This window comes from Methylomonas stagni, from assembly GCF_050154735.1.
In the GTDB taxonomy this organism is placed as follows: Bacteria; Pseudomonadota; Gammaproteobacteria; order Methylococcales; family Methylomonadaceae; genus Methylomonas; species Methylomonas koyamae_A.
Window position 1 is genome coordinate 4,805,815 of sequence record NZ_CP189557.1, and the last position, 25,491, is coordinate 4,831,305.

The following is a 25,491-nucleotide window of genomic DNA, read 5'->3' on the forward strand; positions in this document are numbered from 1 at the left end:
TTGACGTTCGAAGGTTTGCGCTAAATGTCGGCAGGCGGCGAAAGAGCTGACATTCAACATTGGTTTAGCCTGAGATGGCCGAATTGCCTGAGTCAGGTTGAACCCTTTGTTATGCGAAATCTCGTTCTTAAGATCCAGTATTAACGACCATATTGCTGTAGAACGGCTTGACGCCTATCCTTCCAAAAAATCTTTGGCGAAGTTAAGTGAGCTGTCTGCTGCCCATTTTGCACAGCCATAACTGAGACACCTTTCTGGAAAAAAGGATATTCCACCATTTTATTTGGGTTGCCATTTGGTAAAACAGGAAATTTCTGCGAAAACGGATTAGTTCCAAATCGACCTTGAAGTTTTTTTCTAAACCCTGCATATTGCCAGTTTCTTTCTCGGAAAATATCTCCATCGTTTCTGGAGAGTAATGTACAAGAGCATTTCGCAGTTGAACAACAAGTTTTACTTCTTGATATGGTGTAATTCCGGTATTAAACGGCTCACCAGTTGTCAACTCCACTGCGGTTTGGTATTTCTCTAACAAACGTGCTCGATCTCTAAAGCTATCAATTTTCCAAATTGTTGAAAGCCTTCGCTTTATTTCAGCAGGCATTCGTTCCGTTTTTATTAGATCATCGCATGCTACACAATAGACTTCATTAATCGTTGCTTCAAGAAAAGAAACCGCAGCTGTTATTGATGAGATGATATAAGATCGGTGTTTAAAAATTACTTCTGCACCGATAGGTTCCGACTGTGTCTCAATTTTTCCTGCCTCCTCGGCAAAAAAGGAAGCAGAGAATAAAAACTCTGGTGAAAGATGATCCCGAACTACACCAAGTAAATTTTTTTCCATTGATTTTCTCCAGTGAATTTAACCAACATCTTTAGCATACTCCAGGGAGGGTCCTCATAACGCCAGCCGTAACCGGCGCATTTGCAGTGAGCGCAGCGAACGAAAAATGCGTCCGCGTTTACGGCCTTGTTAGGCGCTGCATACATCATAACTGAGTACCTTCATCCCATTATGAGTAAAGGTATTTTGAAATTCGAGTTTCAAGTTATTCTGCAATAGCACCTCAAATTCTCGCGTGTGCTTTTGATGCCCTTTGGTTTTAAAAGCAAAACCCTTTACAGAATTTGACTCGGAAATTCTCAGGATTGCTATCTCTCCGTGAACTTCAATTCCATGCCATCGAGCTACGCTTGGCATAGTGGATGTTGATATAGGACCGTTTGTAACTTTGAAGCTCTCTTCTAGAAAATTGCCACCTCTGAATAATATTTGGCCTTTCTCCAAGTACCCACCATTATAAAGAATTTCCGTATTCACATCGTTAATGCTATGCCGATGCTTTTTATTAACCCTGTATGAGTGAATATTTTTCACATCTTTCAAATAGGGCATGGCGCATTGCCAAGACTGATATACCGATGATTTTTGCAACGCATCAGACATTGCTGAGGATGCCTGGCCAGCCCCTTCTTCATCAATGACCGCCTTAACCATCTCGGCTTCATCTTGATAGGTTATCCTTTCACGAAGCGGTTCTATCCCAGCTTTTGAGAATGCTAATTCTTGGGGCGTGTGTTCTCGAGTCGTTACCGGAAAGACATTCAGCATATTTAACGTGAGACCGTTCATTCGCCTAACTAGTTATTAGATAGTTCCGTATATCTACCATAAAAGCCGTGCTTCTCCAATAACTCTGTGATCAGCATGGGTTTTTCCCTTCTGTATATCATTCATATCGTGCCAGTATCAGCTTTGGCGTTGGAGTTTGTCATGTTAGCCGTTCTCGCATCTGTTAGCCAAGCATTTGAGGCGCAACTCGATCAGCGAAATGTGCCTGATCAACAGCACCACGCTTTTCGAATTTGGTTTTGGTTTTATCTGGATTTCTGTAACAAGCCCGAAGCTCAGCGCAAGCTTTGTCGCATTTGACGGGCCTGTCTGAACCCCAACGACAGTAAGCACACATTGACAGTCGTCGGGTAAATGACGGACATCCCGGTGTTGGAACGCCATTGATTTCGGCTAAAGCGCTTCCCACGCTCATTTGCTTCAATCTTCGGGGCGAAAATCCTTTCACGAGCGTGAGTGACTATCAGACTCCCCGTGCTCGGCGATTTTCTCCGTCGCGCGCCAACTAGCCTATAATTGCCGGTTGAACCGTCGATTCCGTCACTTATTCAACAATTTCTCCCACCTCCATGTCCGACCCACTAGCGATAGCCGGAACCCAGGACACCGGTTTCGACGATCCGTTGCTGGCCGCCTTATTGACGGTTTGCCGGCGCCTGCATATTTCGCAAACGCCGGCGGCGTTGACGGCGGGACTCCCCTTGGTCGATCACAAACTGACGCCGGCGCTGTTCGGGCGGGCCGCCGAGCGGGCCGGTTTGTCGGCGCGCTTGCTGCGCAGGCCGTTGGCCGACATTCCGGCCTTGAGCCTACCGGCGGTGCTGTTGTTGCGCGACGGCCATGCTTGCGTGCTGGTCGGCAAGGACGCCGAAACTTGCCGCATCGCGGTGCCGGAAACCGGCGGCGAAAAGACCTTGCCCAGCGCCGAACTGGAGAATCTGTATGCCGGCCGGGCTTTCTTCGTTCGAGTCAATCACCGCTTCGATGCCAGAACCGCCGATCTCGGCGCGGCACGGTCCGGCCATTGGATACGCAATGTGGTCTACGCGGCTTGGCCGATCTACGCCGAGGTGTTGGCCGCGTCGTTGCTGATCAATTTGTTCGCGTTGGCGGCGCCGTTGTTCTTCATGAATGTTTACGATCGGGTGGTGCCGAATCACGCGCTGGAAACGCTATGGGTGCTGGCGCTCGGGGTGTTGATCGTGTTCGGCTTCGAGTTGGCGATGAAGCTGTTGCGCGGCTACTTTATAGACGCCGCCGGCAAGCGCGCCGACATCGTGTTGTCGGCCGGCATCTTCGAAAAATTGTTGAACATTCGCCTGGAAGCTCGCCCGGCCTCGGCCGGCGCATTCGCTAACCGCTTGCACGAATTCGAGGCCTTCCGCGAGTTTCTGACCTCGGCCACCTTGGTGACCTTGGTCGATCTGCCGTTTTTGCTGCTGTTCGTATTGATTGTGTACAGCATTGCCGGCCCACTAGCCTGGATTCCGTTGGCGATATTGCCGCTGGCGGTATTGGCCGGCATCGCCTTGCAGGCGCCGTTGCGGCAAACCGTCGATACGATGTTTCGCTACGCCGCGGAGAACCAGGCGACCTTGATCGAAGCCCTGACTAATTTGGAAAACGTTAAAACCACCGGCGCGGCCAGCCAGTTGCAACGGCGTTGGGAAAACAATATCGGCGAATTGGCGCGGCTGGGTTTGAAGTCCCGGTTGTACACCAGCTTGACCGTCAATTTGACTGCGTTCTTTCAACAACTGGCGGCGGTGCTGTTGGTCGTGGCCGGGGTTTACCGGATCGGCGACGGCGACTTGACCACCGGCGGCCTGGTGGCGTGCACGATGCTGGCCGGCCGGGCCTTGGCGCCAGTCGGTCAGGTCGCGGCCTTGCTGACCCGCTATCATCAGGCGCGGATGGCCCTGGCCTCGGTGCGGCGGATGATGGAGCTGCCGGTGGAGCGCGAGGCCGGTAAGGATTATCTGCACCGGCCGCGTCTGGCCGGCGAGGTGGAGTTTCGCGGAGTCGGCTTCAGCTATCCCGGCCAGCCGGTGCCGGCCCTGGACAATGTGTCGTTCAAGATTCGGGCCGGCGAGCGGGTCGGCGTGATCGGGCGGATAGGCTCCGGCAAAAGTACGCTGGAGAAATTGATTCTGGCGCTGTACCAGCCGCAACAAGGCGCGATTTTGTTGGACGGTTGTGATAGTCGCCAGCTCGATCCCGCCGAATTGCGTCGCCAAATCGGCTACGTGCCGCAGGATAACGCGTTGATGTTCGGCAGCGTCCGCGACAACATCGTATTCGGCGCCGGGTACGTCGACGACGCGGCGATGCTGCGGGCGGCGGAGTTGGCCGGCGTCGCGCAGTTTACCGCCCGCCATCCGCTCGGTTTCGACATGCCGGTCGGCGAGCGCGGCGCCGGTTTGTCGGGCGGTCAACGCCAAAGCATCGTGCTGGCCAGGGCCTTGCTGTTGCAGCCGGCGTTGTTGGTGCTGGACGAGCCGACCAACGCGATGGACAACAGCAGCGAGGAAGCCTTCAAGCAGCGCTTCGCGGCGCAATTGTCCGATCAGACCCTGATCCTAGTGACCCACAAAGCTTCGCTGTTGAGTCTGGTGGACCGGGTCATCGTCATGGACGGCGGCCATATCGTCGCCGACGGGCCGAAAGACCACGTGTTGGAAGCCTTGCGGCAAGGCCAGATCAAGGTGGCCGGATGAAAAAACTTTGGGTGCTTGGCTGGCCGACTACCGCTATCGCAGCGAGGACCGCCGCGATTTCGACATCGCCGACGGCAGCGCGCTGTACGAATTGCCGATCCAAAGTCATTTGATTTTGCTGACCACGCTGGTCTTCGTGGTCGTGGCGCTGGTCTGGGCCAATTTCGCGACGCTGGATGAAGTGACGCGCGGTCAAGGCAAGACGATACCGTCCAGCCAGATCCAGGTCGTACAAAATCTGGAAGGCGGCATCGTCTCGGAAATCCTGGTGCGCGAGGGGGATAGCGTCGAAAAAGATCAAGTCTTGCTGCAACTGGACCGGGTGCGTTTTGCCTCGTCGTTTCAGGAAGCCAAGCTTAAGTATTACGAGCTGCTGGCCAATACCGCCCGCTTGAACGCCGAAATCAACGGCGGCGCGTTGCAATTGCCGGACGAAGTGGGCAAGCAGGCGCCGCAAATCGCCGACAATGTCCGGCAGTTGCTGGCTTCCCGCCAACACGAACTGAAGTCGAACACCGATATTCTCAGCGAGCAGATTCGCCAGCGCGAACAGGAAATCGTCGAGTTGCAGTCCAAGAGCGAGCAACTCGGGCGTAGCTATAAAATGCTGCAGGACGAGGTGAAAATGTCCGAGCCGCTGGTGGCCGACGGCGCGATGTCGCAAGTCGAATTGTTGCGGCTGCAGCGGGCCGCCAACGATTTGCGCGGCGAATTGAATTCGGCCAATCTGGCGATGCCGCGCGCGCGTTCGGCGCTGGACGAAGCCCGCAACAAACTTTCCGAAATCAAGGCGCGGTTTCGGACCGAGGCCTTGAAGGAATTGAACGAGACCAAGGCCGAGTTGGATCGCACCAGCGCTTCCGCCGTTGCGCTGGAAGACCGGGTCAGCCGGACGCGGGTGTTGTCGCCGGTCAAGGGCACCGTCAAGCGCATCAAGATCAATACGGTCGGCGGCGTAATTCAGCCGGGTATGGATTTGTTGGAAATCGTGCCGGTCGAGGATCAGTTGCTGATCGAGGCCAAAATCCGCCCGGCCGACATCGCTTTTCTTCACCCCGGGCAGCAAGCTGTGGTAAAACTAACCGCGTACGACTATTCGATATACGGCGGTTTGGACGCAGTGTTGGAGCATATTAGCGCCGACAGTATTCCCGGCGAAAAAAAGGATGAGGACAGCTATTACCTGATCCGCCTGCGCACCGCCACGAACACTTTGCAAAACCGAGGGGAACGCTTGCAGATCATTGCCGGCATGACCGCCGAGGTCGATATATTGACCGGCAAGAAAACCGTGCTCGAATACCTGATGAAGCCGATATTCAAGGCCAGGGATAGGGCGTTGAGAGAACGATAATTACAAACGGCATATCCGTGGCTAACCTATTGATTTGTTCTAATAATCCCCAGTTGACCGCGCAATGGAACCACGCGTTGATTTCGGAATACACGGTCAGTATGTTGCACAATCCCAAGACCGAATTCACCGCCGACGCGGTCATTCTGGACGCCAAGAAGCTGGACGACGATGCCAGTCTGATGGCGTTGTTTTCCAACCGCCATACCCGTTTTCTAGTGATGGGCTGCGATTGGCCGGATAGCCGGCAAATCGAAGTGTTGATCAACGGCGCGGCCGGTTACTGCGATCAATCCGAATCCGCCGAATTATTGAAGCGGGCCGTCGCCTGCATTCTGGACGGCGACATCTGGATACGCCGCGCCCTGGTCCCCAAGGTGATCGGGGCGTTGACCCGCGCCAGACAAACTCAAACCGTGAAAAATCGTTACGACGCCGAGCAGAAACTGCAGCAGATCGCCGGCTTGTCGGCGCGCGAGCTCGAAGTCGCCAATCTGATCCGCCAGGGCGAAAACAATAAACGTATCGCGCTGGCGCTGAATATTTCAGAGCGCACAGTCAAGGCGCATTTATCGTCGATATTCCGCAAATTGGGTGTCGACGATCGCTTGCATCTGGCCATATTGTTAAAAGAAACCGACCAATATCAAAGAGGATAGGCATGAAATCGACGACCGGATGGGGTGTAAGCATCGCGATACAACTAGCGTTTGCGACCGACGGCTACGCGGTAACGTTACAGGATTCGATCCAGAAAGTGCTGGACGACAACCCGAAGATCCAGGCGGCCAAATCCGAACGCCGGGCGGTCGAGGAAGAAATCGGCCAAGCCAAGGCCGGTTACTTTCCGACCGTGGACGCCACGGCCGGCATCGGTTGGGAAGAGTCGAACAATCCGACCACCCGTACCCGAGGCGACGGCTCGGTGTTTTATCATCGCGAGGAAGGCGCCATCCAGGTCCGGCAAATGTTGTTCGACGGTCTGGCTACTCCCAACGAAGTCGAGCGCCAGGAAAAACGTACCGATTCGCGCGCCTACACCGTGTTCGGCCAGTCCGAAATCACCGCGCTGGACGGCGTCGAAGCCTATTTAAAAGTGTTGCGCCGTCAGGAGTTGCTGAATCTAGCCAAGGACAACCTGCAACTGCATTTGCGCACCAACGAGCAAATCAAATTGCGTAGCGAGCGCGGCGTCGGCAAGCGGGCCGACGTCGATCAATCGATGGGCCGGGTGGCTTTGGCCGAGAAGAACGTCTGGTCCGAGACCGGTAACCTGAAAGACGCCGAAACCGGCTTTCAACGGGTGATCGGCATCTTGCCGGACGCGGTCGAACCGGTCGCCGCGCCGACCGCCGCGTTGCCGGCGACGATGGAACAAGCCATCGACGAAGCGCTGGCCGACCATCCGATTCTGAAGTCGGCGAATTCGGACGTGGAATCGGCCTTCGCCCAGCACGAAACCGCCAAGGCACCGTACTTTCCGCGTTTCGATATCGAAACCGGCGTCAGCCACAATTACAACTTGGACGGTATCCGCGGCACCAACTCGGACATGACGGCGATGCTGCGGATGCGCTACAACCTGTTCAACGGCGGCAAGGACATCGCCCGCCGCGAGCAGACCGCGCAATTGATCAATCAGGCCAAGGACATCCGCGACAACACCCATCGCCAAGTGGTCGAAAGTATGCGTTTGTCCTGGGTGGCTTACCAGACCGTGAAAAGCCAGATGGAGTTCTACAAACAACACGCAGACTCGGCCGAAAAAACCATCACCGCCTACCAACAGCAGTTCAATATCGGTCAGCGCACCTTGTTGGACTTGCTGGATACCTACAACGAGATGTACGTTGCCAAGAGCTCGTTGATTAACGCCAAATACGACGAGTTATTCTCGCAGTACCGAATTTTGGCGAGCAAGGGCCAATTGAATAAGCATTTGGGTACCAAATTGCCGGAAGAGATTCAGCCCATCAGTTCGGCGGATTAGAGAACGCGATGCGCGGGTTTCTAGAGTTGGCGACATATAGATGATGCGGATACATGTCGATCGATGATAGGTTGAAGTCCGTAGCTGGTTAATAGCTTGTAGAGGGGCGCAATCCTAGCCGTGTAGCGATGCCGGCCCTTTAACAGTAGTTCTGAAAGATCCGTATCAGTTTGGGCATTCCGATAGCTGTCGCCCTATCGGATCAACAAACACGCGGTTTTCAATAATGCGTGGGCGACGGCGATGATAGTGCGCTTTCGCCCGCGTCGAATCAATAGTGATCTCCTGAAAAAAGTTGTTTTGAATCATTGCGATAAATGGTTGCGGCTTTTTACGTCATCGGTTCCTGAGTGTTCCAGCGTGAACAGCGCGGTAGTAAGCCTTTTGCTCGGGACCAATAGCCGATACAGCGCTGTTGGATCTTGACGACGCTGTCCCGTATCTCCGTGCCAATACTTAGCAAGACGACAACGACCAGTCCGATGTCGAGCGGCCGGTCGGAGAGGTTTTCGAACCGGACAATGAACAAGTTCAATGCTTCGCGCCGCCGTTGCCTATTTTCAACATTTAACGGGCTGTCCGAGTTGGTAAGCGTCGAATCGAGTAGGGGCGCAAAAGCCATGGACTTCAGTAGGCCGGTCGCACTGGATTGCGCGGGTAGCGTTAAGCGTTAGAGTTAGCGAGAGGCTGGCGGCTACGGGGCGTTCGACAAAGTCTAGCCGAATCGCCGGGCGGAACGACCGAGTATCCGACAAATGTTTGTCGCCCGCGCTTAGGTGTTTGTCGGTTTTCCTACAAAAAGCTTGTCCGGGAATCGCTGGAAAATCATCGGGTTATTGCTTGGCACGCCGGTTGCAAGTTGATAAGCAAAAACTTGGGGTCGTGTCATGAAAACGAATAAAGACATTGCGGAATTATTGGACGAACCGGCTTGCGAACACAACAAGAAGGAGAAATCCGGTTGTGCTAAGCCTAAACCCGGCTCCGCCGCAGGCGGTTGTGCGTTTGACGGTGCCCAGATTGCGTTGTTGCCTATCGCCGATGTCGCCCATATTGTCCACGGGCCGATTGCCTGCGCCGGCAGCTCTTGGGATAACCGCGGGACTCGGTCGTCGGGGCCGGACTTATACCGGATCGGCATGACCACCGATTTGACCGAACAGGATATCGTGATGGGCCGTAGCGAGAAACGGCTGTTCCACGCGATCAAGCAAGCCATCGAGACCTACAATCCGCCGGCGGTGTTCGTCTACAACACTTGCGTACCGGCCTTGGTCGGCGACGACATCAACGCGACCTGCAAGGAAGCCGCCGAGCGGTGGGGCGTGCCGGTGGTACCTATCGATAGCGCCGGTTTCTACGGCACTAAAAACCTGGGCAACCGGATCGCCGCCGATGCGATGCTGAACCATGTGGTCGGCACGCGCGATCCCGATCCATTGCCGCCGGGTACCGAGCGGCCCGGTATCAAGGTTCACGACGTCAATCTGGTCGGCGAATACAACATCGCCGGCGAATTCTGGCATGTACTGCCCTTGCTGGACGAATTGGGCTTGCGGGTGCTGTGCACCTTGTCCGGCGACGCCCGCTTCCGCGAGGTGCAAACCATGCACAAAGCCGAAGTCAACATGATGGTCTGCTCGAAAGCGATGCTGAACGTGGCCCGGCGTATGGAAAAAGATTACAAAACCCCGTGGTTCGAAGGCAGCTTCTACGGCATTACCGATACCAGCCAGTCCTTGCGCGATTTTGCCAAGGTCATCGACGATCCGGATTTGACCGAACGCACCGAGGCGCTGATTGCCCGCGAAGAGGCTCGAATCCGCGCGGCGCTGGCGCCGTGGCGCGAGCGTTTGAAAGGCAAGCGGGTGCTGTTGTTTACCGGCGGGGTCAAGAGCTGGTCGGTAATTTCGGCCTTGCAGGATTTGGGGATGGTCGTGGTCGCGACCGGTACCAAAAAGTCCACCGAGGAAGACAAGGCGCGCATCCGCGAACTGATGGGCGAGGATACGCTGATGATCGAGGACGGTAGCCCGAAAGCGCTGTTGAAGGTCGTCCACGATTATAAGGCCGATATTTTGATCGCCGGTGGCCGCAATATGTACACCGCGTTGAAAGCCAAAATTCCGTTTCTGGATATCAACCAAGAGCGCGAATTCGGTTATGCCGGTTACGAAGGCATGCTGGAACTAGTGCGCCAGTTGGCGTTGACGCTGGAAAGTCCGGTTTGGGAGTCGGTCAGGGCGCCGATGCCTTGGCGCGTAGGCGGCCTCGCTAAAACCGTTGCGAGCGAACCGGCCGAACCGGCGTTAAAAATTCAGGCGGCTTAGTCCGATTAGACGGTGTGCGATTGACTCAGGCAACTAGGTAGGCGGCGATGGCGGAAATTCTCAAACGTAAGAAAGCACTCTCGGTCAGTCCGTTAAAGGCCAGCGCGCCAACCGGCGGTTCGTTGGCTTGCCTGGGTTTCGACCGAGCGATTCCGATGCTGCACGGCTCGCAAGGCTGTACCGCATTCGCGAAAGTATTCTTCGTCCGGCATTTTCGCGAGCCGATTCCATTGCAAACCACCGCGATGGACCAAGCCAGCTCGGTGCTGGGCGCCGACGAAAACGTCGTCGAAGGTTTGAAATCGATTGCCGAGAAATCCAATCCGGCCTTGATCGCGGTGTTGACCACCGGTTTGGCCGAAACCCAGGGTTGCGACGTACAGCGCAACGTGCGCGAATTTCGCGCCAAGTATCCGGAGTACGATCACGTCGCCGTCGTCGCGGTCAACACGCCGGATTTTACCGGTTGCGTCGAGACCGGCTATGCCGCGACGATACACGAGATTGTCAATGCACTGGTGCCCGATGCCGAAACCGCCGGTACCAAGCCCGGTAATCGCCGTCGGCAGGTAAACGTGTTGGTCAGCCACATGCTGACGCCCGGCGACCTGGAAGCCCTGCGCGACACGATAGAAATGTTCGGCCTGCGGCCGGTGCTGGTGCCGGATTTATCCGATTCGCTGGACGGCAGCTTGACCGAAGACGAATTTTCGCCGGTGACGATAGGCGGTACACCGGTGTCGGAACTGGCCACGCTGGGCGAGGCCAAGGCGTCGCTAATCATCGGGCCGTCCTTGCATAAAGCCGGCGAGTTGTTGCAAGAAAAAACCGGCGTTCCGAGTTATTTTTTCGAACATTTGTACGGCCTGGAAGCCAACGATGCGCTGATCCTGGCTCTGGCCGAAATCAGCGAACAGCCGGTCCCGCAACGGATAGAACGCCAACGTGCTCAATTGCAGGATGCGATGCTGGACACCCATTTCATGCTGGGCCAGCTCAAGGTGGCGATCGCGGCCGATCCCGATTTGCTGAATGCCTGCGTGCATTTGATCAAGGGCATGGGCGGCGACGTGGTCGCGGCGATCAGCCCGGCTAACGCCGCGATTCTCAGCAAAATGCCGGTTAACAGCGTCAAGATCGGCGACCTGGAAGATCTGGAATTGACCGCTAGGGAAAACGGCGCGCAATTGCTGATCGGCAATTCGCACGCGGTCGATAGCGCCGAACGTTTGGGCGTGCCTATCCTGCGCACCGGCTTCCCGCTGTACGACATCATCGGCGGCTATCAAAAGACCTGGATCGGCTATCGCGGCACGCGCCAAGCGTTGTTCGACTTGGCTAACCTGGTGATCAACTTCGCCCACGAAGAGATCGAAGTCTATCACTCGCCGTATTCGCAAAAACCGGAAAACGAACGCCACGCCTGCTCGCCGTCATGTCACTAGCCCGACGCATGCAGGTTGTGCATACCACTGAACAGAGGATGCCCATGGATACCGCGATTAAAGTCGCCTTTGCCACTACCGATATGGTGCATGTCAACCAGCATTTCGGTTCAGCCCGTTCGTTCGCGGTCTACGCGGTGGACCCCGAGCAATCGGAAATGCTGGAAGCCGCGCAGTTCGGCGAACTGGCCCAGGACGGTAACGAGGATAAGTTGTCGGTCAAGATTCAACTGCTGGACGGCTGCGCGGCCGTCTATTGCCAAGCCATCGGCGCCTCGGCGATCAAGCAAATCATCGCCCAGGGCATACAGCCGATCAAAGTCCATGAAGGCAGCACCATCAAAGAGTTGATCGGCGATTTGCAGAACGAAATGAAAGCCGGGCCTTCCGCGTGGCTGACCAAGGCCATCAACGCGCACAAGGGGCCGGATGCCGGCCGCTTCGATGCGATGGAAGACGAAGGCTGGGACGAGTAAGCGCTTTAACGAATCGACAAATTGCGGCGGTTCGCCGCCCTAACCAAAACCACTGGAGAACCCACCATGTCTCAACCCGCACTCGTCGTCGAAGCCGGCGACCCTTTGATGAGCTCTGAAATCGTTGTCGAGATGATCAAACAACTCAGAGCAATGGATACCTACGACACCTACGAAGGTTGGTCCGAGGAAAAAATCATCGACCCATTGATCATGACCAAGGAGCGCAAACGCGAAGTGCCGGTCATCGGCGATCCCGACGAAATCACGCTGGCCCGCGTCAAGGCGTATTACAACGCCATTTCCTCGTTGGTGGAAAAACGTTGCGGTCTGATGGCGGTACCGGTGATCAATATCACCCACGAAGGCTTCGGCCGGGCGCTGGTGTTGGTCGGTAAATTGATCGCGGTCGACAAAGTGTTGCGCGACGTGCATCGCTTCGGCTTCGGCAGTTTGGAAGAGTTGAACGAAAAAACCGAGAAAGTGTTGGAAAAAGCCGTGGCCTTGATCGAGCAATTCAAAGAAGTGGCGGAAGCTTGAGGTGAAATCATGAGTGACGAAGAGATTAAAGCGCTGGAAAAAGAAGTGAAAAAAACCAAACGCCTGGCCAACGAGGCGGCGTCGGTGTTGCATGATCTGATCGAAGACCGTTTGCCGGATGCTTACGGGGAGTTGATGGGCATTGCCCAAACGACGTACGACGCGTGTAAGGCCTGGGACGAAGCCAACAAGAAATTCCAAGCCGCCAGTGGCGGATGAGGCTTGAGGAGAGCGATATGAGCGAATTTGTAACCGGCGTAACCTTTGGCGGCAGCGTTTGGACGCCATCTTACGTGACCGATTTGAACCAACGCGACTGCATCGGTTGCGGCCGTTGCTTCAAGGTGTGCCCGCGCGACGTGTTCGATTTGGTGGACCGGGGAGATGTACTGGACGCCGCCGATTTGGAGGACTTCGACGAGGATGACGACAACACGATGGTGATGAGCCTCAAAAATGCCGCCGACTGTATCGGCTGCGAGGCTTGCTCCAAAGTTTGCCCGAAAGCCTGCTTTACCCACGAGCATAAGGCAGCGGCTTAAATGCCGTCTGGCGGATGCGGAGTGTCCAGCGCTCCGCTTTCGTCCTGCCTTTTGATGGCCACTTTTTATCGGCAGGCTTCCGCGCCGCTCGACTCGAAATAGTTGAGCGCAAACGCGATGCAAGCGACCGCCCCCACATAGCTTGGTTGGCGACTTGAAGCGCGATCTGCCCGCTTTTAAGAAAGGGCGAAACCCTTTCAGTGTCGCGTAAGCGACCCGATTTCTTATTTCAGTTCAAAAAAGGAAAGCTATCATGCCACGTCCCAATAAACACGTTTTCGTCTGTACTCAAGCGCGCCCGCAAGGCCATCCGCGCGGTTCCTGTACCGCCAGCGGTTGTGCCGACGTGATGAACGAATTCATGGCGCAAATTCAAAGCCGCAATTTGTTCGAAAAAATCGGCCTGACCAACACCGGCTGCATGGGGCCTTGCATGCTGGGACCCAGCGTGCTGGTCTATCCCGAAGGTGTTATGTATGGACGGGTGACCAAGGACGACGTCAAAACCATCATCGAGGAGCATTTGCTGGGTGATAAGCCTGTCGAAAAGCTTATCGTGCCCGCCGAGGTTTGGTAAGCAATGGCCGCGGTCAGCTTTCTTGAAGAGCGGGTGCTGTTCAGCCCGGATGTCCCAGAAGCCGTCAACAAATTGTTGCAGTCGGCGGTGGCGGCCAGCCACGCCGACAAGCCGCTGGCCGAGAAGTTTTTTCAGCAGGCCCAGGCCTTGGACGGCACCTGTTTGCAAACCTATTTCGCGTTGTACAAGTTTTATTTTTACCAGGGTCGATTGCAGGAAGCGGAGCGCGAAGCCCGGGCGGCCTTGGCGGAGGCGGCTCGGCAAGGCGGCTTCACGGCGGATTACCGACTGTTGAGCCAGGAAACCGGCAAGCGGGATATGTATGCTAGCGACGTTCACTTGTTCTATCTGTATAGTTTGAAAGCGCTGGCTTTTATCAATCTGCGGCGCCAACAGGATGAGGAGGCGCAACTGATCCTGTCCATTATTCGGGGCTTGGATCCGGAAGACCGCTCCGGTGCGTCGGTAATCATGGACTTGGCGAGCGCAATGTTGGAGGATGCCGCATGAGCGCGGAAAGTTTGTCTGAACACGTCGAAATGCGCCGCGAATTCGGCAAAACCGTGTGCCAACGCATCGCCGCGAATATTGCCAAGCTGGGTTTCCCGGTACAGACTCAGATCGCGTTGCCGGAATACGAAGCCGCGCAATTCAGTCTGGTCAGCGACCCGTTCACGCAAAGCGTGGATTTGGTGGGATATTGGTACGACGCCAATAAGCGCCGGATCGGTCAAATCAAATTTCACGGCGACGGCAGCTTTTATGCCGAGTACGATGTGGTGCAGCCTCACCCGACCAAGAAGCAATGGTTTGTAGAGGCGATCAATGCCTGGGGCAAGCAGGACAATATTAAAACCGAAGCGAAATTGCTAGACGTGCCGCAATAAGGGGGCGATGGGCAACCCTAAGTACCTGTACGAGTTGCTGCTGGATCATTGCGGTGGCGACGCGGTGGTCGACGAGTTGATGATAGGTCTGGTTTGGACGCTATGTCGCGGCAGGGGCGAGGCGACTACCGGTTTGGCGATGACGCCGGGGCACGCCACGCGGACGCTGAATTGGTCCGGCACCTTATGCGGCAAGCCGATCATCGATCTGGCCGCTTGGATTACCGAGTGGGAGCCGTATAAGGCGACCGTGGCGATGGCGGCGATCAACGCCAGCGTCAACGCCAGACCGCTACCGGATTCGCTGGCATTGGAAGGTCACGCCGAATACGCTAACTTGGCGGTGTTCGATTATTTTCTCCCGCGCCTGAAAGGCAAGAAAGTGGTCGTGATCGGCCGTTACCCTGGTATCGAACGGTATCAGGAGCAGATGCAGTTGACGGTACTGGAGCGCCAGCCGGCCGCCAGCGATTTGCCGGATTCCGCGTGCGAATTTCTGTTGCCGCAGGCCGATTGGGTGTTTTTGACCGCCAGTTCCATCCCGAACAAAACGTTTCCGCGACTGGCGGAGCTGGCTTGCCATGCCACGACGGTGTTAATGGGGCCGACCGTGCCGTGGCTGCCGCAACTGCACGAATTTGGTATCGATTACCTGGCCGGAGCCGAGATCGTCGACCCGGAGGTGCTATACCATACCGCTGCTCAGGGCGGGGGTGCGGATTTTCAACAACGGTTTGCGCTATCGGGTGATGGAATTATTGCCGAATCATAGCCTGGCTTGGTTGAAACAGCAGATTGCCGATTGTTTTGACGAGAAAAACCGACTGACGGCGGCAATGGATAGCTGGTACGCTAGCGGCAACCGTTCCCGCTTTCCGGATTACCCGTTGCTGGATCGACTCAATAACCGCCTGTCGCGGCTGGATTCCAGCTATAAAACCTTGTGGGACAGCCAGGCCACCATCTAAGCCATGATCGAATCGCTCGCCGACCCGTTCGAAAACCACCGCCTGTTGCTGTTTTATAAAGGCGACATCAGCGCCTTGACATTATTCCTGCAGCAAGCCTCCGGAAGTGTGTTCTTTCCGGAACCGTTGCCGCCACTGTCCGAAGCGTTGGAGGAAGATGAAGACGCGCCGGCCGGCAAGGTGAGCGTGCATCCGGCGATGTTGCTGAGCACGGCCAATCAGACTCTGCAATTGGACAACGATTTGCTGCGGATCGAAGCCGGTTTCGCCGAGCAAGTCGATGCGCCCGGTGGCGTGATTACGGTGTATATGGCGCGTTTCACGCTGCTCGACCCGCCGCATCTATTGATGGAAAGTCGTAACTGCAAATTTCGCACCTTACCGGAATTGCGCGGTCGGCCGCCGGCGGAAATGGAGTTGCTGCGTCGCGCGTACGTAAAAATGATGGAGGGCTAATATGTTCGACTTTCAGGATTTCGGCTTCGACTCGGCTAGCGACGGTTCTGCGGACGCATCGCCGCCGTCGACCGGTCCTTATATTCCCGAAGCCAGCGAATGCATGCGCTGCGGTATGTGCGTCAGTACCTGTCCGACGTTTCGCTTATTCCAGGTGGACGAACAGACGCCGCGCCGCCGGGTACGTACCATCGCCAAAATATTGGCCGACGACGCCGGCGTTGGCGTCGAAGAACTCGCGCAACTCAACGATTGCGTTCAGTGCCGGACGTGCGAGACCGTTTGTCCCAGCCGAATGAGTTATGGGGCATTGTTCGACCAGGCCCAAGCCAAATTGCGCGCAACGGCGAGGCCGTCTTGGTTGGCACGGCTGGGGTTGCGCTTGATCGAACGCAAGCACGCCCGGGCGCTGTTGCTGCCATTCGTCACGCTGTATTTACGCTCCGGTTTGCAGAAACCGCTACGCGCCAGCGGACTGTTGGCGAAACTCGGTTTGGGAGCGGCCGAAGCCTTGGTTTGCGAGCCGTCCTTGGTCGGAATGGCCGGGATTTATCCGGTGGAGCGTCGCATCAAATATCGGGGCAGGGTAGCGCTGTTTACCGGTTGTTTGGCCGAACATTTCGATCGTCCGGTCCAGGTTGCGGGCATCAAGTTACTGAATAGGCTCGGTTATGAGGTCGTGGTGCCGGAAGAGCAGGGTTGTTGCGGCGCGATTCATCAGCACAACGGCTTGCCGGCGGAATCGATGATGGAAGCCAACATCGCCGCGTTTTACGCGCTGGAAGTCGAAGCGGTTATATACTCCGCCAGCGGCTGCGGGGCTATGTTGACCGAATATCAAGGCGGAGATTCCGAGACATCCGGTTGGTTTACCAAGCATTTGATCGACATCAACGAGTTTTTGTTGGCGCATTGGCCGGAAGATCTGCAACTGGCGGCTTCCAATCTGAACGTGGCGGTCCATGAACCCTGCAGTCAACGCAATGTGTTGAAGAATAGTCAGAGCGTGTATGCCTTGTTGCGCAAGATTCCAGGCGTCAATCTGGAAGCGTTGGCCGACAATCAGTTATGCTGTGGTGCCGGCGGTACTTATATGCTCAGTCATCCCGAAAACGCCGAATCGTTGCGGGCCGCCAAGCGTCTGGCGATGGCCGGATCCGGAGCCGATGTCGTAGTCAGCGCCAACTTTGGCTGTGGTTTTTATCTGAACGCCGGGCAGCCCGCAGGCTCCAGAGTGGTTCATCCGCTGCAACTCCTCGCCGATCGCATCTAAACTCAAGGTGTCTTGTAGATTCTAACCTAACGGTCGTGAAAGGCTTTTCGAAAAATATGAGCGGCGGAGGGGCTTTAGCCGCGGTTGATGGCGTTCCGACGCAGGGATGTCCGCAACTCGCCCAACGCCTTTCAGAGTAATTTTGGGCTTGCGGTCGGTCGCCGATGCCGCTATGATCGCATCAGGCTGGAAGTTTGCGAGGCGCGGTTGTCGGCGAATCATGTTGAATGGTAGCGCTGCCAGGCGATTTGGTCAGGATGGTGCGGTATCCGCCGATCGAGATACAAGCTGCTGCTTCAGAGTCTGTTTTAAAAATCGTTCCTGGGTGGAACGTTTGGCGCACGGACCGCCGCCGCGCGGGTTGGACTCTCTGTCCGGCCCGTTTTTTTGCCTGCCGTTTCGTGCCGGCGGTAAGAACAGGAGCCTGATTTGTCGCGTAACGAGCGTCGGCTAAGATGTATGTGGCGGCGCAATCCTTTAGGGAAGATGCGCATTTTAGTTCCACGTCGATTCCAGTTACGATGCAGACAGTGATTATGATTTTGTTTTTAAAGGATATTCCTGCGAATACTCGACCCAACGAGTTACACGATTACGTGTTTTCGGCGTTTACGAACGGTGGAGATCAGGCGTCCGGTCGGGTTTTGAAAGCCGAGGTGATGGTGATTCGGGATAAGCAAACCAATGGTCTGGAGCACCACGGTCTGGTTTTCGTCGATTCGCGGGCCAGCGGCATGTTGGCGATTCAAAACCTATCCGGCAAACCCTTCAGCAATACTTGCGTGTCGATCAGGCCGTATGTGCATAGGGATCTTAACAACGATAGGCGCTTGCTGGAAACGTCGGCCGGCTATCAGCAGCGCGGCATTGATCGGCGGCGGGGCGATCGGATCGAAATCCACATCGATTTATCCAATGTCTTCCATTACCAGGACGATATGTTGCCGGCGTGACTCGGTAGAATATGTAGGGAGATTAGTGAGGCGCCGCGTAAGGAGCATTCCGAAGCCAGAGGGGTAGGGGCAGCGGAACGCGGTACGGGCGCCTCGATCCAGATTAGCAACGTCCGATAAATTCAAGCTTAACGCATGGCACTAACCTAGGGGGCTTGCTCGCTATACTCCGACGATGCCGGCGGCTTGCAGGTCGGCGTGGTAGGACGAACGCACCAACGGCGCGCTGGCCACTTGTTTGAAGCCCATTTCGGTGGCGATTTCTGCGTAGCGTTGAAATTGGTCCGGATGGATATAGGCCTGGACCGGCAAATGGTCCTTGCTGGGCTGCAAATACTGACCCAGCGTCAGCATGCTGCAACCGTGCGCCAACAAATCCTCCAGCACCGCCAAAATCTCCGCCTCGGTTTCGCCGATGCCCAACATCAGGCCGGATTTGGTCGGCACCTGCGGCAGATGTTCTCGATGCAGCTTTAGCAGTTCCAACGATCCCTGGTAATCGGCGCCGGGCCGGGCTTGCTGATACAGGCGCGGCACGGTTTCCAAATTGTGGTTGAACACATCGCAGGGTTGCGCGGCCAAGATCTGCAGGGCTTTACCGACCCGTCCGCGAAAATCGGGGACCAACACTTCCACAACGGTGGCGGGGGATCGCCGGCGCACCTCAGCAATACAGGCGGCAAAGTGGCCGGCGCCGCCGTCGCGCAAGTCGTCGCGGTTCACCGAGGTGATGACCACGTACTTCAACGCCATCGCGGCGATGGTATCGGCCAGATGCGCCGGTTCCTCGGCGTCCAACGCTTGCGGTTTGCCGTGGGCTACGTCGCAGAACGGGCAACGCCGGGTACACAGATCGCCCATGATCATGAAGGTGGCGGTGCCGTGGCTGAAGCATTCGCCCAGATTCGGGCAGGCCGCTTCCTCGCACACCGTGTGGAGACGGTTGGCGCGCAGAGTCTGCTTTATCCGGTTGACCTGATCGCCGGCCGGTAGCTTGACCCGGATCCAATCCGGTTTGCGCAATACTTCGCCGGTCGTTTCGACCTTGATCGGAATCCGCGACAATTTATCGGCATTGCGTTGGTGGGTTGCGGGCGTGGAGCGGGAAGGGGCGTTCAGCGTCATGATTCTATCGCCTGAAGTAATTGGTGAACTATCGGAACGGCCAGTTCGTCGGTGCTTATCTTAACCCCCAAATCGGCCAGTTGGGTAACCGGCAAATTCGGGTAGCCGCAGGGATTGATGTCGCGGAACGGTGCCAAGTCCATGTCGTTGTTCAGGCTCAAGCCGTGATAGCAGCAGCCGCGTTTGATGCGCAGGCCCAACGACGCAATTTTGCGGCCGTCAACGTAGACGCCGGGGGCGTCGGCGCGGGCCGAGGCCGAAATACCGTATTGGCTTAGCGTGACGATGACGGCTTGTTCCAATAAACTGACCACCTGCCTTGGGCCTAGACTCAGCCTGCGCAGATCGGCTAACAGGTACACGATCAGTTGGCCGGGGCCGTGGTAGGTGATCTGGCCGCCGCGATCGCAGGCAATGACTGGAATCGCCGTCTCGCGCAGTAGGTGTTCGCGCTTGCCGTTCAGGCCCAATGTGTAGACCGGCGGATGCTCGACGATCCAGATCTGGTCCGGACTGGCGCTGTCGCGCTCGGCGGTGTAGTTTTGCATGTCCCGCCAGACCGATGTGTAGTCGCGCCGGCCCAAGTGTTGCAGGCTTGCATTCACCGGCTTACAGCGCCATCAACACGTCGGGACAGGCGGTCAAATCCAGGTAAATCGCGTCCAGTTGGCTGCGGCTGGTGGCCTCGATGACGACGGTGACCGCCGTGTAATTGCCGCCCTTGCTCGGCCGGCTAGTGACCGCGCCTTCGCGAATGTCTTCGACGTGGCGGCGGACGATCTCGACGACGATTGCGTCGAAGTCGTCCCGGCTCTTACCCATCGCCTTAATCGCAAATTGGCAGGGAAATTCCAGCAGGGAATCGGCTTCGCTCATGACAGCGACTTTTTATAGGTTTGCAGTAAATCGTCCAGCCGTTGCCAAACCGGCCCTGGCTTGCCGGTGCCGACCGGTTTGCCGTCCAATTCAACGACGGCGAGGATTTCCCGGGTGGAGCTGGCGACCCAGACCTCCTCGGCGGTTTGCAGGCCTTCCAGCGCGATGATGTCTTCGCGGCAGGGGATGCCGTCGGCGCTCGCCAATTCCAGAATCACGTCGCGGGTGATGCCCGGCAGGATTTCGTTGGATTTGGGCGGCGTGATCAATTCGCCGTCGATGACCGCGAACAGATTGCTGGCGGCGCCTTCGATAACGTAGCCGTTCTTGACCAGAATCGCTTCGGCGCAATCCCGATCCAGGGCTTGTTGGCGCAACAGAATGTTGGCCAGCAGCGTGATTGCCTTGATGTTGCAAAGCTGCCAGCGGGTATCGTCCAGCGTGATCGCCTTGATGCCGGCCGACTTGCCTGGAAACGGCTTGATCTCCGAGCACATCGCGAAAACCGTCGGCACCACGGTTTCCGGGAAACCGTGATCGCGGGTCGGCGCATAGCCGCGAGTGATTTGCAGGTAGATGTATTGGTCCTTGCCGGCCGTCAGTAGCGGCTGGAAGATGGCTTGCCAGTCGGCGACGCCGTGCGGCACCGTCAAGCGGATGCCGGCCAGACTGTTATTCAGCCGAACGATGTGGTCTTCCAGGCGGAACAATTTGCCGCCGTAGGCCGGTATCACTTCGTAAACGCCGTCGCCGAACAAAAAGCCGCGATCCAATACCGACACCTTGGCTTCGGCCAACGGCAGATAGTCGCCGTTCAAATACACGAGTTGGGTCATTCTTTCTCCAATAAACCGATGGCGGCATCGTACAAGCGCCGGAACAGGCCGCCCTCGGCTATCGCTTCCAGCGCCACCAGCGGTTTGCTGACGACGGTTTCGCCGGCCAACGACACTACCAGGCTACCGACCGTGTCACCCTTATTCAGCGGCGCGACGATGGCTTTGTCGGTCTGGCTTTCGGCTTTCAATTCGCTGAAATGCTTGCGCGGCGCGGTGACGTAGAGGTCTTCGGCCAAGCCGACCGGCAATTTCGAGGTGACACCCTTGCGCACCCGCGCTTCGCTCAAGGCCTTGTTACCTTCGTACAGCCGATGGGTTTCGAAGAAGCGGAAACCGTAGTTCAACAAGGACTGGCTCTCGTTGGAGCGGGCGTTCGGGCTGGCGGTACCCATTACCACCGAGATCAGCCGCATGTCCTCGCGTTTGGCCGAAGCGACCATGCAGTAACCGGCGTCGTCGGTAAAACCGGTTTTCAGGCCGTCGACCGAAGGATCGCGCCAAAGTAGCAGGTTGCGGTTTTGTTGGGTAATACCGTTGAACGTGAATTCCTTTTGCGAATCCCAGCGGTAATATTCCGGAAATTCCTTGATCACCGCTTGCGCCAGCAGCGCCAGATCGCGCGCCGAACTGTAATGGTTGGGACTGGGCAGGCCGGTGGCGTTTTCGAAATGGCTATTGGCCATGCCCAGGCGGCTGGCTTGCTCGTTCATCATCGTCGCGAAAGTTTGCTCGCTACCGGCCACGTGTTCGGCCAGCGCCACGCTGGCGTCGTTGCCCGATTGAATCACGACACCTTGCAGCAAGTCCTCGACCGCCACCTGCTTGTTGACTTCGACGAACATTTTCGAGCCGCCGGTTTCCCAGGCGTTCTGGCTGATCGTGACTTTTTCGTCCAACGTCAAATGACCGGCCTTAAGCTCGCGGAATACCACGTACACCGTCATGATCTTGGTCAAACTGGCCGGCGCGACGCGTTTGTCGGGGTCTTTTTCGGCCAACACCCGGCTGCTGTTGAAGTCCATCAGGAAATAGCTGCTGGCGGCGACGCTGGGCGCGGCGGGCGTAAAAATCGGACTGGCGGCTTGCAGCGATGCGACGGTCAGCATTAACGACAGCCCAAACAACAGGCTGCAGGCCGTACGGAAGGATGGTCTCATGATTTCTCGGTAAAAAGTCGTTCGGGAAAGCGCCATTGTATCACCGAGACGCTCGGCTACGAAAAACCGCAAGCCCGTTCGGCGCCGGAACCCTGGGCTAATCCGGCGGCGCCAAGCACTTGAATCGGCATGTGCAATCTTGCTTTGCCATGCAAGCGGTTTGCTCGATCGGCCGTTCCAGCAAGGTTGCGATTAATGCCCGGTCGAACTCGCACAATTCCGGGTGGCGCTGAGCCATGTCGTGGTAGACGCAGTTGATGGCTCTAATTTGGCCGGTGTCGTCTTCGAGATTGGCGTGATAACCCAGCGACTGCATCAATTCGACTAGCGCGGCGGTGCGTTCGGCGAGACTCTTACCGGCAAAGCGAGGGGCCAAGGTCTCGGCCAGATTTTCGCCGGTTCGCCACATCAAGCGGCGTAAACCGGCTTCGCCCAATTCGTTGCGCAGTTGGTCCAGCAGTAAGGTACTGAACCAGGCGTATTGCTTGGGTAGCCGATTTCGGCCGGCCTCGGTCAAACCGTAACTGCGCGAGGGCCGGCCGCCGGTGCTGTTCCAGGCGGCCTCGCGGATCAGTTGGTCTTTTTCGAGTCCGGCCAGATGCTGTTTGACCGCGTTGCGTGAAATCCCCAACGCGGCCGCCAGTTCGTCGATGCACAGGCCCGAAGGCGCATCTAATAACAGAGTCAGAATTTGTTCCTGGCGGGAGCCGATTAAAACGTTCATCGAATTTTGCGGGCTGAGAAACGGGCCACTATTGTAGCGCGTTAGCTCGTGAATGGCCGGATTCTCGTGGGCGCGTGGCGGAGCTTACGATTGAATTAACCGAATGTTTTGATGGCGACCGCCAAAGTTAGCTCGAGCAGCCTAAAATACTTAAAGCATAAAAATATTGTAAAAGTATTTTTACCGGTTTATGCTGTGTCCGGGTCGAGCGACCCGACTTTATCAACGCAATGCACGGGAGATGCCATGAGCGCAGAAATTTCTTTGTATGAACAATTGGGCGGCGAAGCGGCCGTCAATGCCGCCGTCGATATTTTTTACCGCAAGGTGTTGAGCGATCACCGAATCAACCGCTTCTTCGACAACACCGACATCGACAAGCAGGCCGCCAAGCAGAAAGCCTTTTTGACGATGGCTTTCGGCGGTCCCAACCATTACAACGGTGCCGACATGAGGCGGGCGCACGCCCATTTGGTCGAAAAACTGGGCCTGGACGATACCCACTTCGACGCGGTGATGGAACACTTGGGCTCAACCTTGCGGGAATTGAACGTGCCGGCCGACTTGATCGCGCGAGCCGCGGCGATTGCCGAAAGTACCCGTAGCGACGTGTTGAACCGTTGAGCGCGGCGATGGCGGAAATCAAGATTAGCTTCAACGGCCGCCAGGCACTGTGCGGTGCCGGCGAAACGGTGCTGGATGCGTTTCTGCGCGACGGCATCGAGATCGATAACGGTTGTCGGCAAGGCGTATGCCATGCCTGCCTGGTGCGCAGTCTAGACGGCCCGCCGCCCGCCGCCGCGCAAGTCGGGTTGAAGCCGGCGCTGCAACGTGAAGATTATTTGCTGGCCTGTTTGTGCCGGCCCGAGCGCGATATGCGTTTGGGATTGGGTGGCGCGGCGGCGGGCTACACTGCGGCGGAGGTCGTCGAAAAGCGCAATCTGAATGCGCAGACGCTGTGGCTGGCCTTGGAATGCGAGCATCCGCTGGCATATTACGCCGGCCAATTCGTCAATTTGCGCCGCGCCGACGGTTTGATCCGCAGTTATTCGATCGCCAATAGCCGAAATTCGACCCGCCTGACTTTTCATATCCGCCGCTTGGCCGGAGGCCGCTTTAGCGAATGGGCGCATCGCGAGCTGGCGGTCGGCGACCGGATCGACGTTTCCGATCCGCAAGGCTTTTGTTACTACCTGGCGGACTTGCCGGCGGCCAATCTGTTGCTGATCGGTACCGGCAGCGGTTTGGCGCCGCTGGCCGGGATTGTCGAGGAAGCCTTGCATAACGGCCATCGCGGGCAAATTCGGCTGTATCACGGTAGCCGAGACGTCGAGGGCCTGTACTGGCTGGATGAAATGCGCGACTTGGCGCGAGCCCACGCCAATTTCCATTACACGCCGTGCGTGTCGCGCGGCGATGTGCCGTCAGGCATCGCTGCCGGCCGGGCTAACGACGTGGCAATGGCGGAATTGCCGGGTTTGCGCGATTGGCGGGTGTATTTGTGTGGCCATCCTGACATGGTGGATCGCGCCAAGCGTCAGGCCTATTTGAGCGGCGCGGCGCTGGCCGATATCCACAGCGACGCGTTTCACGTCGCATCGCCGACCTTGGATTAAGCCGGCTCGGCGCGGTCGCGGCCGTCCCCGTGCCGCTCGCGGAGCGCCGCGGCCCGGAGTAGGTCCACCACTTGCCGCAGTATGTCGTCGTCGGCGGCGCGGGCGGACACCATATAAGCCGGTAGAGTGAAACTGGGGCTGTTCGCCAGTGGAAACAAGCGGCCGGCCGCGATCAACGGCGCGGCGATCCGCTCCGGCAGAAAGCAGGAGCCGCCGTTACGCGACACCAGTTGCGCTGCCAGCCAGCCGATGTTAACGCGCTGGGCCGGTCCTTCCAGATCGGGGAAACAGTTGGCGTGTTTGGTATAAAACGCCGGACCCCAATCGACGTAGACATAGTCCGGGTCGGGCCAGCGCCGATCCGGCTCGCTGGCCAGCAAGATCAAGGTTTCGTCGAACAAATGCTCGATCAGCAGGCCGGCGCTGTGTTGCGGCGTGTACATCATGCCGATATCGATGCGGCCCTGGATCAGGCCGCGCATCAAGTCGTCCTCGAAACCGATTTCGCCGCGGATCGCGATGTCCGGAATCGTCCGGCGTATCTCGCCTATCCAATCCGGCAGCACCGCTTGCCACAGCCCGACGCGGGCGCCGATCGCGATGCTGGCTCGAAACCGGCTGGGTAGGCCGATGTCGTGGCGGGCTTGTTCGAAGGTCAGTAACAGGCTTTGCGCATGTGGCAGAAATCGCTGGCCTTGGCTAGTCAGCGCGGCGCCGGCGCGGTTGCGCACGAACAACGCGGCACCCAACTCGGCTTCCAAACGCTGAATGCGAATGCTGACCGTCGATTGGGTGACGTACAAATGCCCGGCCGCTGCCTGAAAACTACCGTGGGCGGCCACGCTTAAGAAAGTCTTGATTTGGTCGAGATCCATGTCTTTGTATTGATTTTTTCGATATTAAAGTCCAATTAAATTCGCTTGTCTAATGTTATGCGGCTTTTTATAGTGGGTCACCGTCGAATAGAAAGCGATTCGCTGTTATTTGGCTGAGTGCTTTTTACGTCCCGC

At 56.9% G+C, this 25,491-nt stretch carries 30 protein-coding genes; 21 read left to right on the plus strand and 9 right to left on the minus strand.

Features of this window, described 5'->3' with window-relative positions:
- Positions 1-202: 202 nt before the first annotated feature.
- Together ACP4CD_RS21975 and ACP4CD_RS21980 are read right to left on the minus strand one after the other, a co-directional pair.
- Positions 203-847, minus strand: coding sequence for a hypothetical protein (locus ACP4CD_RS21975; RefSeq protein ID WP_426992635.1), 645 nt, complete (start codon positions 845-847; stop codon positions 203-205).
- Positions 848-976: 129 nt separating this feature from the next.
- Positions 977-1,636: a hypothetical protein gene (locus ACP4CD_RS21980; protein WP_426992637.1), complete on the minus strand. Its 660-nt coding sequence runs from the start codon at positions 1,634-1,636 to the stop codon at positions 977-979.
- A 75-nt stretch (positions 1,637-1,711) separates the two neighbouring features.
- On the opposite strand from ACP4CD_RS21980, the gene ACP4CD_RS21985 reads away from it, so the two are divergent.
- From ACP4CD_RS21985 to ACP4CD_RS22075, 19 genes are all read left to right on the plus strand, one after another.
- Entirely contained in the window at positions 1,712-1,936 is a 225-nt protein-coding gene (locus ACP4CD_RS21985; protein WP_426992638.1) for a hypothetical protein, read from the plus strand.
- A gap of 269 nt (positions 1,937-2,205) precedes the next feature.
- Positions 2,206-4,353, plus strand: a complete 2,148-nt coding sequence (locus ACP4CD_RS21990) for a type I secretion system permease/ATPase (protein ID WP_426992640.1) — start codon at positions 2,206-2,208, stop codon at positions 4,351-4,353.
- Between the two features lie 7 nt (positions 4,354-4,360).
- Complete coding sequence (locus ACP4CD_RS21995) at positions 4,361-5,707, plus strand: HlyD family type I secretion periplasmic adaptor subunit (RefSeq protein WP_426992641.1); 1,347 nt, start codon at positions 4,361-4,363, stop codon at positions 5,705-5,707.
- A gap of 17 nt (positions 5,708-5,724) precedes the next feature.
- Positions 5,725-6,366, plus strand: coding sequence for a response regulator transcription factor (locus ACP4CD_RS22000; protein ID WP_064029655.1), 642 nt, complete (start codon positions 5,725-5,727; stop codon positions 6,364-6,366).
- Positions 6,367-6,368: 2 nt separating this feature from the next.
- The gene (locus ACP4CD_RS22005) at positions 6,369-7,697 is read left to right on the plus strand and encodes a TolC family outer membrane protein (protein WP_071160495.1); all 1,329 of its coding nucleotides are present in this window, start codon (positions 6,369-6,371) and stop codon (positions 7,695-7,697) included.
- A gap of 887 nt (positions 7,698-8,584) precedes the next feature.
- The gene (gene nifE, locus ACP4CD_RS22010; protein WP_426992643.1) at positions 8,585-10,027 is read left to right on the plus strand and encodes a nitrogenase iron-molybdenum cofactor biosynthesis protein NifE; all 1,443 of its coding nucleotides are present in this window, start codon (positions 8,585-8,587) and stop codon (positions 10,025-10,027) included.
- 47 nt (positions 10,028-10,074) lie between these two features.
- Positions 10,075-11,472, plus strand: a complete 1,398-nt coding sequence (nifN, locus tag ACP4CD_RS22015; RefSeq protein ID WP_426992644.1) for a nitrogenase iron-molybdenum cofactor biosynthesis protein NifN — start codon at positions 10,075-10,077, stop codon at positions 11,470-11,472.
- 44 nt (positions 11,473-11,516) lie between these two features.
- Positions 11,517-11,948 carry a nitrogen fixation protein NifX gene (gene nifX / locus ACP4CD_RS22020; RefSeq protein ID WP_426992645.1) on the plus strand — a complete coding sequence of 144 codons (432 nt, stop codon included), beginning with the start codon at positions 11,517-11,519 and terminating at the stop codon, positions 11,946-11,948.
- A 66-nt stretch (positions 11,949-12,014) separates the two neighbouring features.
- A complete protein-coding gene (locus ACP4CD_RS22025) occupies positions 12,015-12,488 on the plus strand; it encodes a NifX-associated nitrogen fixation protein (RefSeq protein WP_064029646.1) in 474 nt (157 codons plus the stop codon).
- A gap of 9 nt (positions 12,489-12,497) precedes the next feature.
- The gene (locus tag ACP4CD_RS22030) at positions 12,498-12,707 is read left to right on the plus strand and encodes a CCE_0567 family metalloprotein (RefSeq protein WP_064029644.1); all 210 of its coding nucleotides are present in this window, start codon (positions 12,498-12,500) and stop codon (positions 12,705-12,707) included.
- A gap of 17 nt (positions 12,708-12,724) precedes the next feature.
- A complete protein-coding gene (gene fdxB / locus ACP4CD_RS22035; RefSeq protein WP_064029672.1) occupies positions 12,725-13,030 on the plus strand; it encodes a ferredoxin III, nif-specific in 306 nt (101 codons plus the stop codon).
- 253 nt (positions 13,031-13,283) lie between these two features.
- The gene (locus ACP4CD_RS22040) at positions 13,284-13,607 is read left to right on the plus strand and encodes a (2Fe-2S) ferredoxin domain-containing protein (RefSeq protein ID WP_064029642.1); all 324 of its coding nucleotides are present in this window, start codon (positions 13,284-13,286) and stop codon (positions 13,605-13,607) included.
- A 3-nt stretch (positions 13,608-13,610) separates the two neighbouring features.
- On the plus strand, positions 13,611-14,117 hold the full coding sequence (locus ACP4CD_RS22045; RefSeq protein ID WP_064029640.1) for a hypothetical protein: 507 nt from the start codon (positions 13,611-13,613) through the stop codon (positions 14,115-14,117).
- Entirely contained in the window at positions 14,114-14,494 is a 381-nt protein-coding gene (locus ACP4CD_RS22050) for a hypothetical protein (RefSeq protein WP_064029638.1), read from the plus strand. The genes ACP4CD_RS22045 and ACP4CD_RS22050 overlap by 4 nt, the downstream gene beginning before the upstream one ends.
- A gap of 7 nt (positions 14,495-14,501) precedes the next feature.
- On the plus strand, positions 14,502-15,266 hold the full coding sequence (locus ACP4CD_RS22055; RefSeq protein WP_426992648.1) for a Rossmann-like domain-containing protein: 765 nt from the start codon (positions 14,502-14,504) through the stop codon (positions 15,264-15,266).
- Complete coding sequence (locus ACP4CD_RS22060) at positions 15,253-15,462, plus strand: hypothetical protein (RefSeq protein WP_426992649.1); 210 nt, start codon at positions 15,253-15,255, stop codon at positions 15,460-15,462. The genes ACP4CD_RS22055 and ACP4CD_RS22060 overlap by 14 nt, the downstream gene beginning before the upstream one ends.
- 3 nt (positions 15,463-15,465) lie before the next feature.
- Positions 15,466-15,918, plus strand: a complete 453-nt coding sequence (locus ACP4CD_RS22065) for a hypothetical protein (RefSeq protein ID WP_071160493.1) — start codon at positions 15,466-15,468, stop codon at positions 15,916-15,918.
- A gap of 1 nt (position 15,919) precedes the next feature.
- Positions 15,920-17,191 carry a (Fe-S)-binding protein gene (locus ACP4CD_RS22070; protein ID WP_426992650.1) on the plus strand — a complete coding sequence of 424 codons (1,272 nt, stop codon included), beginning with the start codon at positions 15,920-15,922 and terminating at the stop codon, positions 17,189-17,191.
- Between the two features lie 521 nt (positions 17,192-17,712).
- Positions 17,713-18,144, plus strand: coding sequence for an RNA-binding protein (locus ACP4CD_RS22075; protein ID WP_139306352.1), 432 nt, complete (start codon positions 17,713-17,715; stop codon positions 18,142-18,144).
- Positions 18,145-18,306: 162 nt separating this feature from the next.
- Here the strand turns inward: ACP4CD_RS22075 and lipA are convergent, their stop codons facing one another.
- The 6 genes from lipA to ACP4CD_RS22105 all read right to left on the minus strand — a co-directional run bounded on the left by lipA (position 18,307) and on the right by ACP4CD_RS22105 (position 22,865).
- Positions 18,307-19,269 carry a lipoyl synthase gene (gene lipA / locus ACP4CD_RS22080; protein WP_426992651.1) on the minus strand — a complete coding sequence of 321 codons (963 nt, stop codon included), beginning with the start codon at positions 19,267-19,269 and terminating at the stop codon, positions 18,307-18,309.
- Positions 19,266-19,874, minus strand: coding sequence for a lipoyl(octanoyl) transferase LipB (gene lipB, locus ACP4CD_RS22085; RefSeq protein ID WP_426992652.1), 609 nt, complete (start codon positions 19,872-19,874; stop codon positions 19,266-19,268). The genes lipA and lipB overlap by 4 nt, the downstream gene beginning before the upstream one ends.
- 4 nt (positions 19,875-19,878) lie before the next feature.
- Positions 19,879-20,145, minus strand: a complete 267-nt coding sequence (locus ACP4CD_RS22090; RefSeq protein ID WP_426992653.1) for a YbeD family protein — start codon at positions 20,143-20,145, stop codon at positions 19,879-19,881.
- Entirely contained in the window at positions 20,142-20,981 is an 840-nt protein-coding gene (locus ACP4CD_RS22095; protein ID WP_426992655.1) for a D-amino acid aminotransferase, read from the minus strand. Before ACP4CD_RS22095 ends, ACP4CD_RS22090 begins: the two co-directional genes overlap by 4 nt.
- Complete coding sequence (locus tag ACP4CD_RS22100; RefSeq protein ID WP_064029622.1) at positions 20,978-22,141, minus strand: D-alanyl-D-alanine carboxypeptidase family protein; 1,164 nt, start codon at positions 22,139-22,141, stop codon at positions 20,978-20,980. Before ACP4CD_RS22100 ends, ACP4CD_RS22095 begins: the two co-directional genes overlap by 4 nt.
- 97 nt (positions 22,142-22,238) lie before the next feature.
- Positions 22,239-22,865: a helix-turn-helix transcriptional regulator gene (locus ACP4CD_RS22105; RefSeq protein WP_071160485.1), complete on the minus strand. Its 627-nt coding sequence runs from the start codon at positions 22,863-22,865 to the stop codon at positions 22,239-22,241.
- Positions 22,866-23,111: 246 nt separating this feature from the next.
- Here ACP4CD_RS22105 and ACP4CD_RS22110 point away from each other — a divergent pair, with 246 nt between their 5' ends.
- Positions 23,112-23,489, plus strand: a complete 378-nt coding sequence (locus ACP4CD_RS22110) for a group I truncated hemoglobin (RefSeq protein ID WP_426992657.1) — start codon at positions 23,112-23,114, stop codon at positions 23,487-23,489.
- 8 nt (positions 23,490-23,497) lie between these two features.
- A complete protein-coding gene (locus tag ACP4CD_RS22115) occupies positions 23,498-24,481 on the plus strand; it encodes a 2Fe-2S iron-sulfur cluster-binding protein (RefSeq protein ID WP_281021234.1) in 984 nt (327 codons plus the stop codon).
- Here ACP4CD_RS22115 and ACP4CD_RS22120 read toward each other — a convergent pair.
- Positions 24,478-25,356: a LysR family transcriptional regulator gene (locus ACP4CD_RS22120; protein WP_426992659.1), complete on the minus strand. Its 879-nt coding sequence runs from the start codon at positions 25,354-25,356 to the stop codon at positions 24,478-24,480. The two genes, ACP4CD_RS22115 and ACP4CD_RS22120, sit on opposite strands and share 4 nt — an antisense overlap.
- Positions 25,357-25,491 lie beyond the last annotated feature (135 nt).

Coding starts and splice junctions, on each gene's coding strand:
- ACP4CD_RS21975 (WP_426992635.1), bottom strand. CDS start 847: ATGGAAAAAAATTTACTTGGTGTAGTTCGGGATCATCTTTCACCAGAG.
- ACP4CD_RS21980 (WP_426992637.1), bottom strand. CDS start 1,636: ATGAACGGTCTCACGTTAAATATGCTGAATGTCTTTCCGGTAACGACT.
- ACP4CD_RS21985 (WP_426992638.1), top strand. CDS start 1,712: ATGGGTTTTTCCCTTCTGTATATCATTCATATCGTGCCAGTATCAGCT.
- ACP4CD_RS21990 (WP_426992640.1), top strand. CDS start 2,206: ATGTCCGACCCACTAGCGATAGCCGGAACCCAGGACACCGGTTTCGAC.
- ACP4CD_RS22005 (WP_071160495.1), top strand. CDS start 6,369: ATGAAATCGACGACCGGATGGGGTGTAAGCATCGCGATACAACTAGCG.
- nifE (WP_426992643.1), top strand. CDS start 8,585: ATGAAAACGAATAAAGACATTGCGGAATTATTGGACGAACCGGCTTGC.
- nifN (WP_426992644.1), top strand. CDS start 10,075: ATGGCGGAAATTCTCAAACGTAAGAAAGCACTCTCGGTCAGTCCGTTA.
- nifX (WP_426992645.1), top strand. CDS start 11,517: ATGGATACCGCGATTAAAGTCGCCTTTGCCACTACCGATATGGTGCAT.
- ACP4CD_RS22025 (WP_064029646.1), top strand. CDS start 12,015: ATGTCTCAACCCGCACTCGTCGTCGAAGCCGGCGACCCTTTGATGAGC.
- ACP4CD_RS22030 (WP_064029644.1), top strand. CDS start 12,498: ATGAGTGACGAAGAGATTAAAGCGCTGGAAAAAGAAGTGAAAAAAACC.
- fdxB (WP_064029672.1), top strand. CDS start 12,725: ATGAGCGAATTTGTAACCGGCGTAACCTTTGGCGGCAGCGTTTGGACG.
- ACP4CD_RS22040 (WP_064029642.1), top strand. CDS start 13,284: ATGCCACGTCCCAATAAACACGTTTTCGTCTGTACTCAAGCGCGCCCG.
- ACP4CD_RS22045 (WP_064029640.1), top strand. CDS start 13,611: ATGGCCGCGGTCAGCTTTCTTGAAGAGCGGGTGCTGTTCAGCCCGGAT.
- ACP4CD_RS22050 (WP_064029638.1), top strand. CDS start 14,114: ATGAGCGCGGAAAGTTTGTCTGAACACGTCGAAATGCGCCGCGAATTC.
- ACP4CD_RS22055 (WP_426992648.1), top strand. CDS start 14,502: ATGGGCAACCCTAAGTACCTGTACGAGTTGCTGCTGGATCATTGCGGT.
- ACP4CD_RS22065 (WP_071160493.1), top strand. CDS start 15,466: ATGATCGAATCGCTCGCCGACCCGTTCGAAAACCACCGCCTGTTGCTG.
- ACP4CD_RS22070 (WP_426992650.1), top strand. CDS start 15,920: ATGTTCGACTTTCAGGATTTCGGCTTCGACTCGGCTAGCGACGGTTCT.
- ACP4CD_RS22075 (WP_139306352.1), top strand. CDS start 17,713: ATGCAGACAGTGATTATGATTTTGTTTTTAAAGGATATTCCTGCGAAT.
- lipA (WP_426992651.1), bottom strand. CDS start 19,269: ATGACGCTGAACGCCCCTTCCCGCTCCACGCCCGCAACCCACCAACGC.
- ACP4CD_RS22090 (WP_426992653.1), bottom strand. CDS start 20,145: ATGAGCGAAGCCGATTCCCTGCTGGAATTTCCCTGCCAATTTGCGATT.
- ACP4CD_RS22095 (WP_426992655.1), bottom strand. CDS start 20,981: ATGACCCAACTCGTGTATTTGAACGGCGACTATCTGCCGTTGGCCGAA.
- ACP4CD_RS22100 (WP_064029622.1), bottom strand. CDS start 22,141: ATGAGACCATCCTTCCGTACGGCCTGCAGCCTGTTGTTTGGGCTGTCG.
- ACP4CD_RS22105 (WP_071160485.1), bottom strand. CDS start 22,865: ATGAACGTTTTAATCGGCTCCCGCCAGGAACAAATTCTGACTCTGTTA.
- ACP4CD_RS22110 (WP_426992657.1), top strand. CDS start 23,112: ATGAGCGCAGAAATTTCTTTGTATGAACAATTGGGCGGCGAAGCGGCC.
- ACP4CD_RS22115 (WP_281021234.1), top strand. CDS start 23,498: ATGGCGGAAATCAAGATTAGCTTCAACGGCCGCCAGGCACTGTGCGGT.
- ACP4CD_RS22120 (WP_426992659.1), bottom strand. CDS start 25,356: ATGGATCTCGACCAAATCAAGACTTTCTTAAGCGTGGCCGCCCACGGT.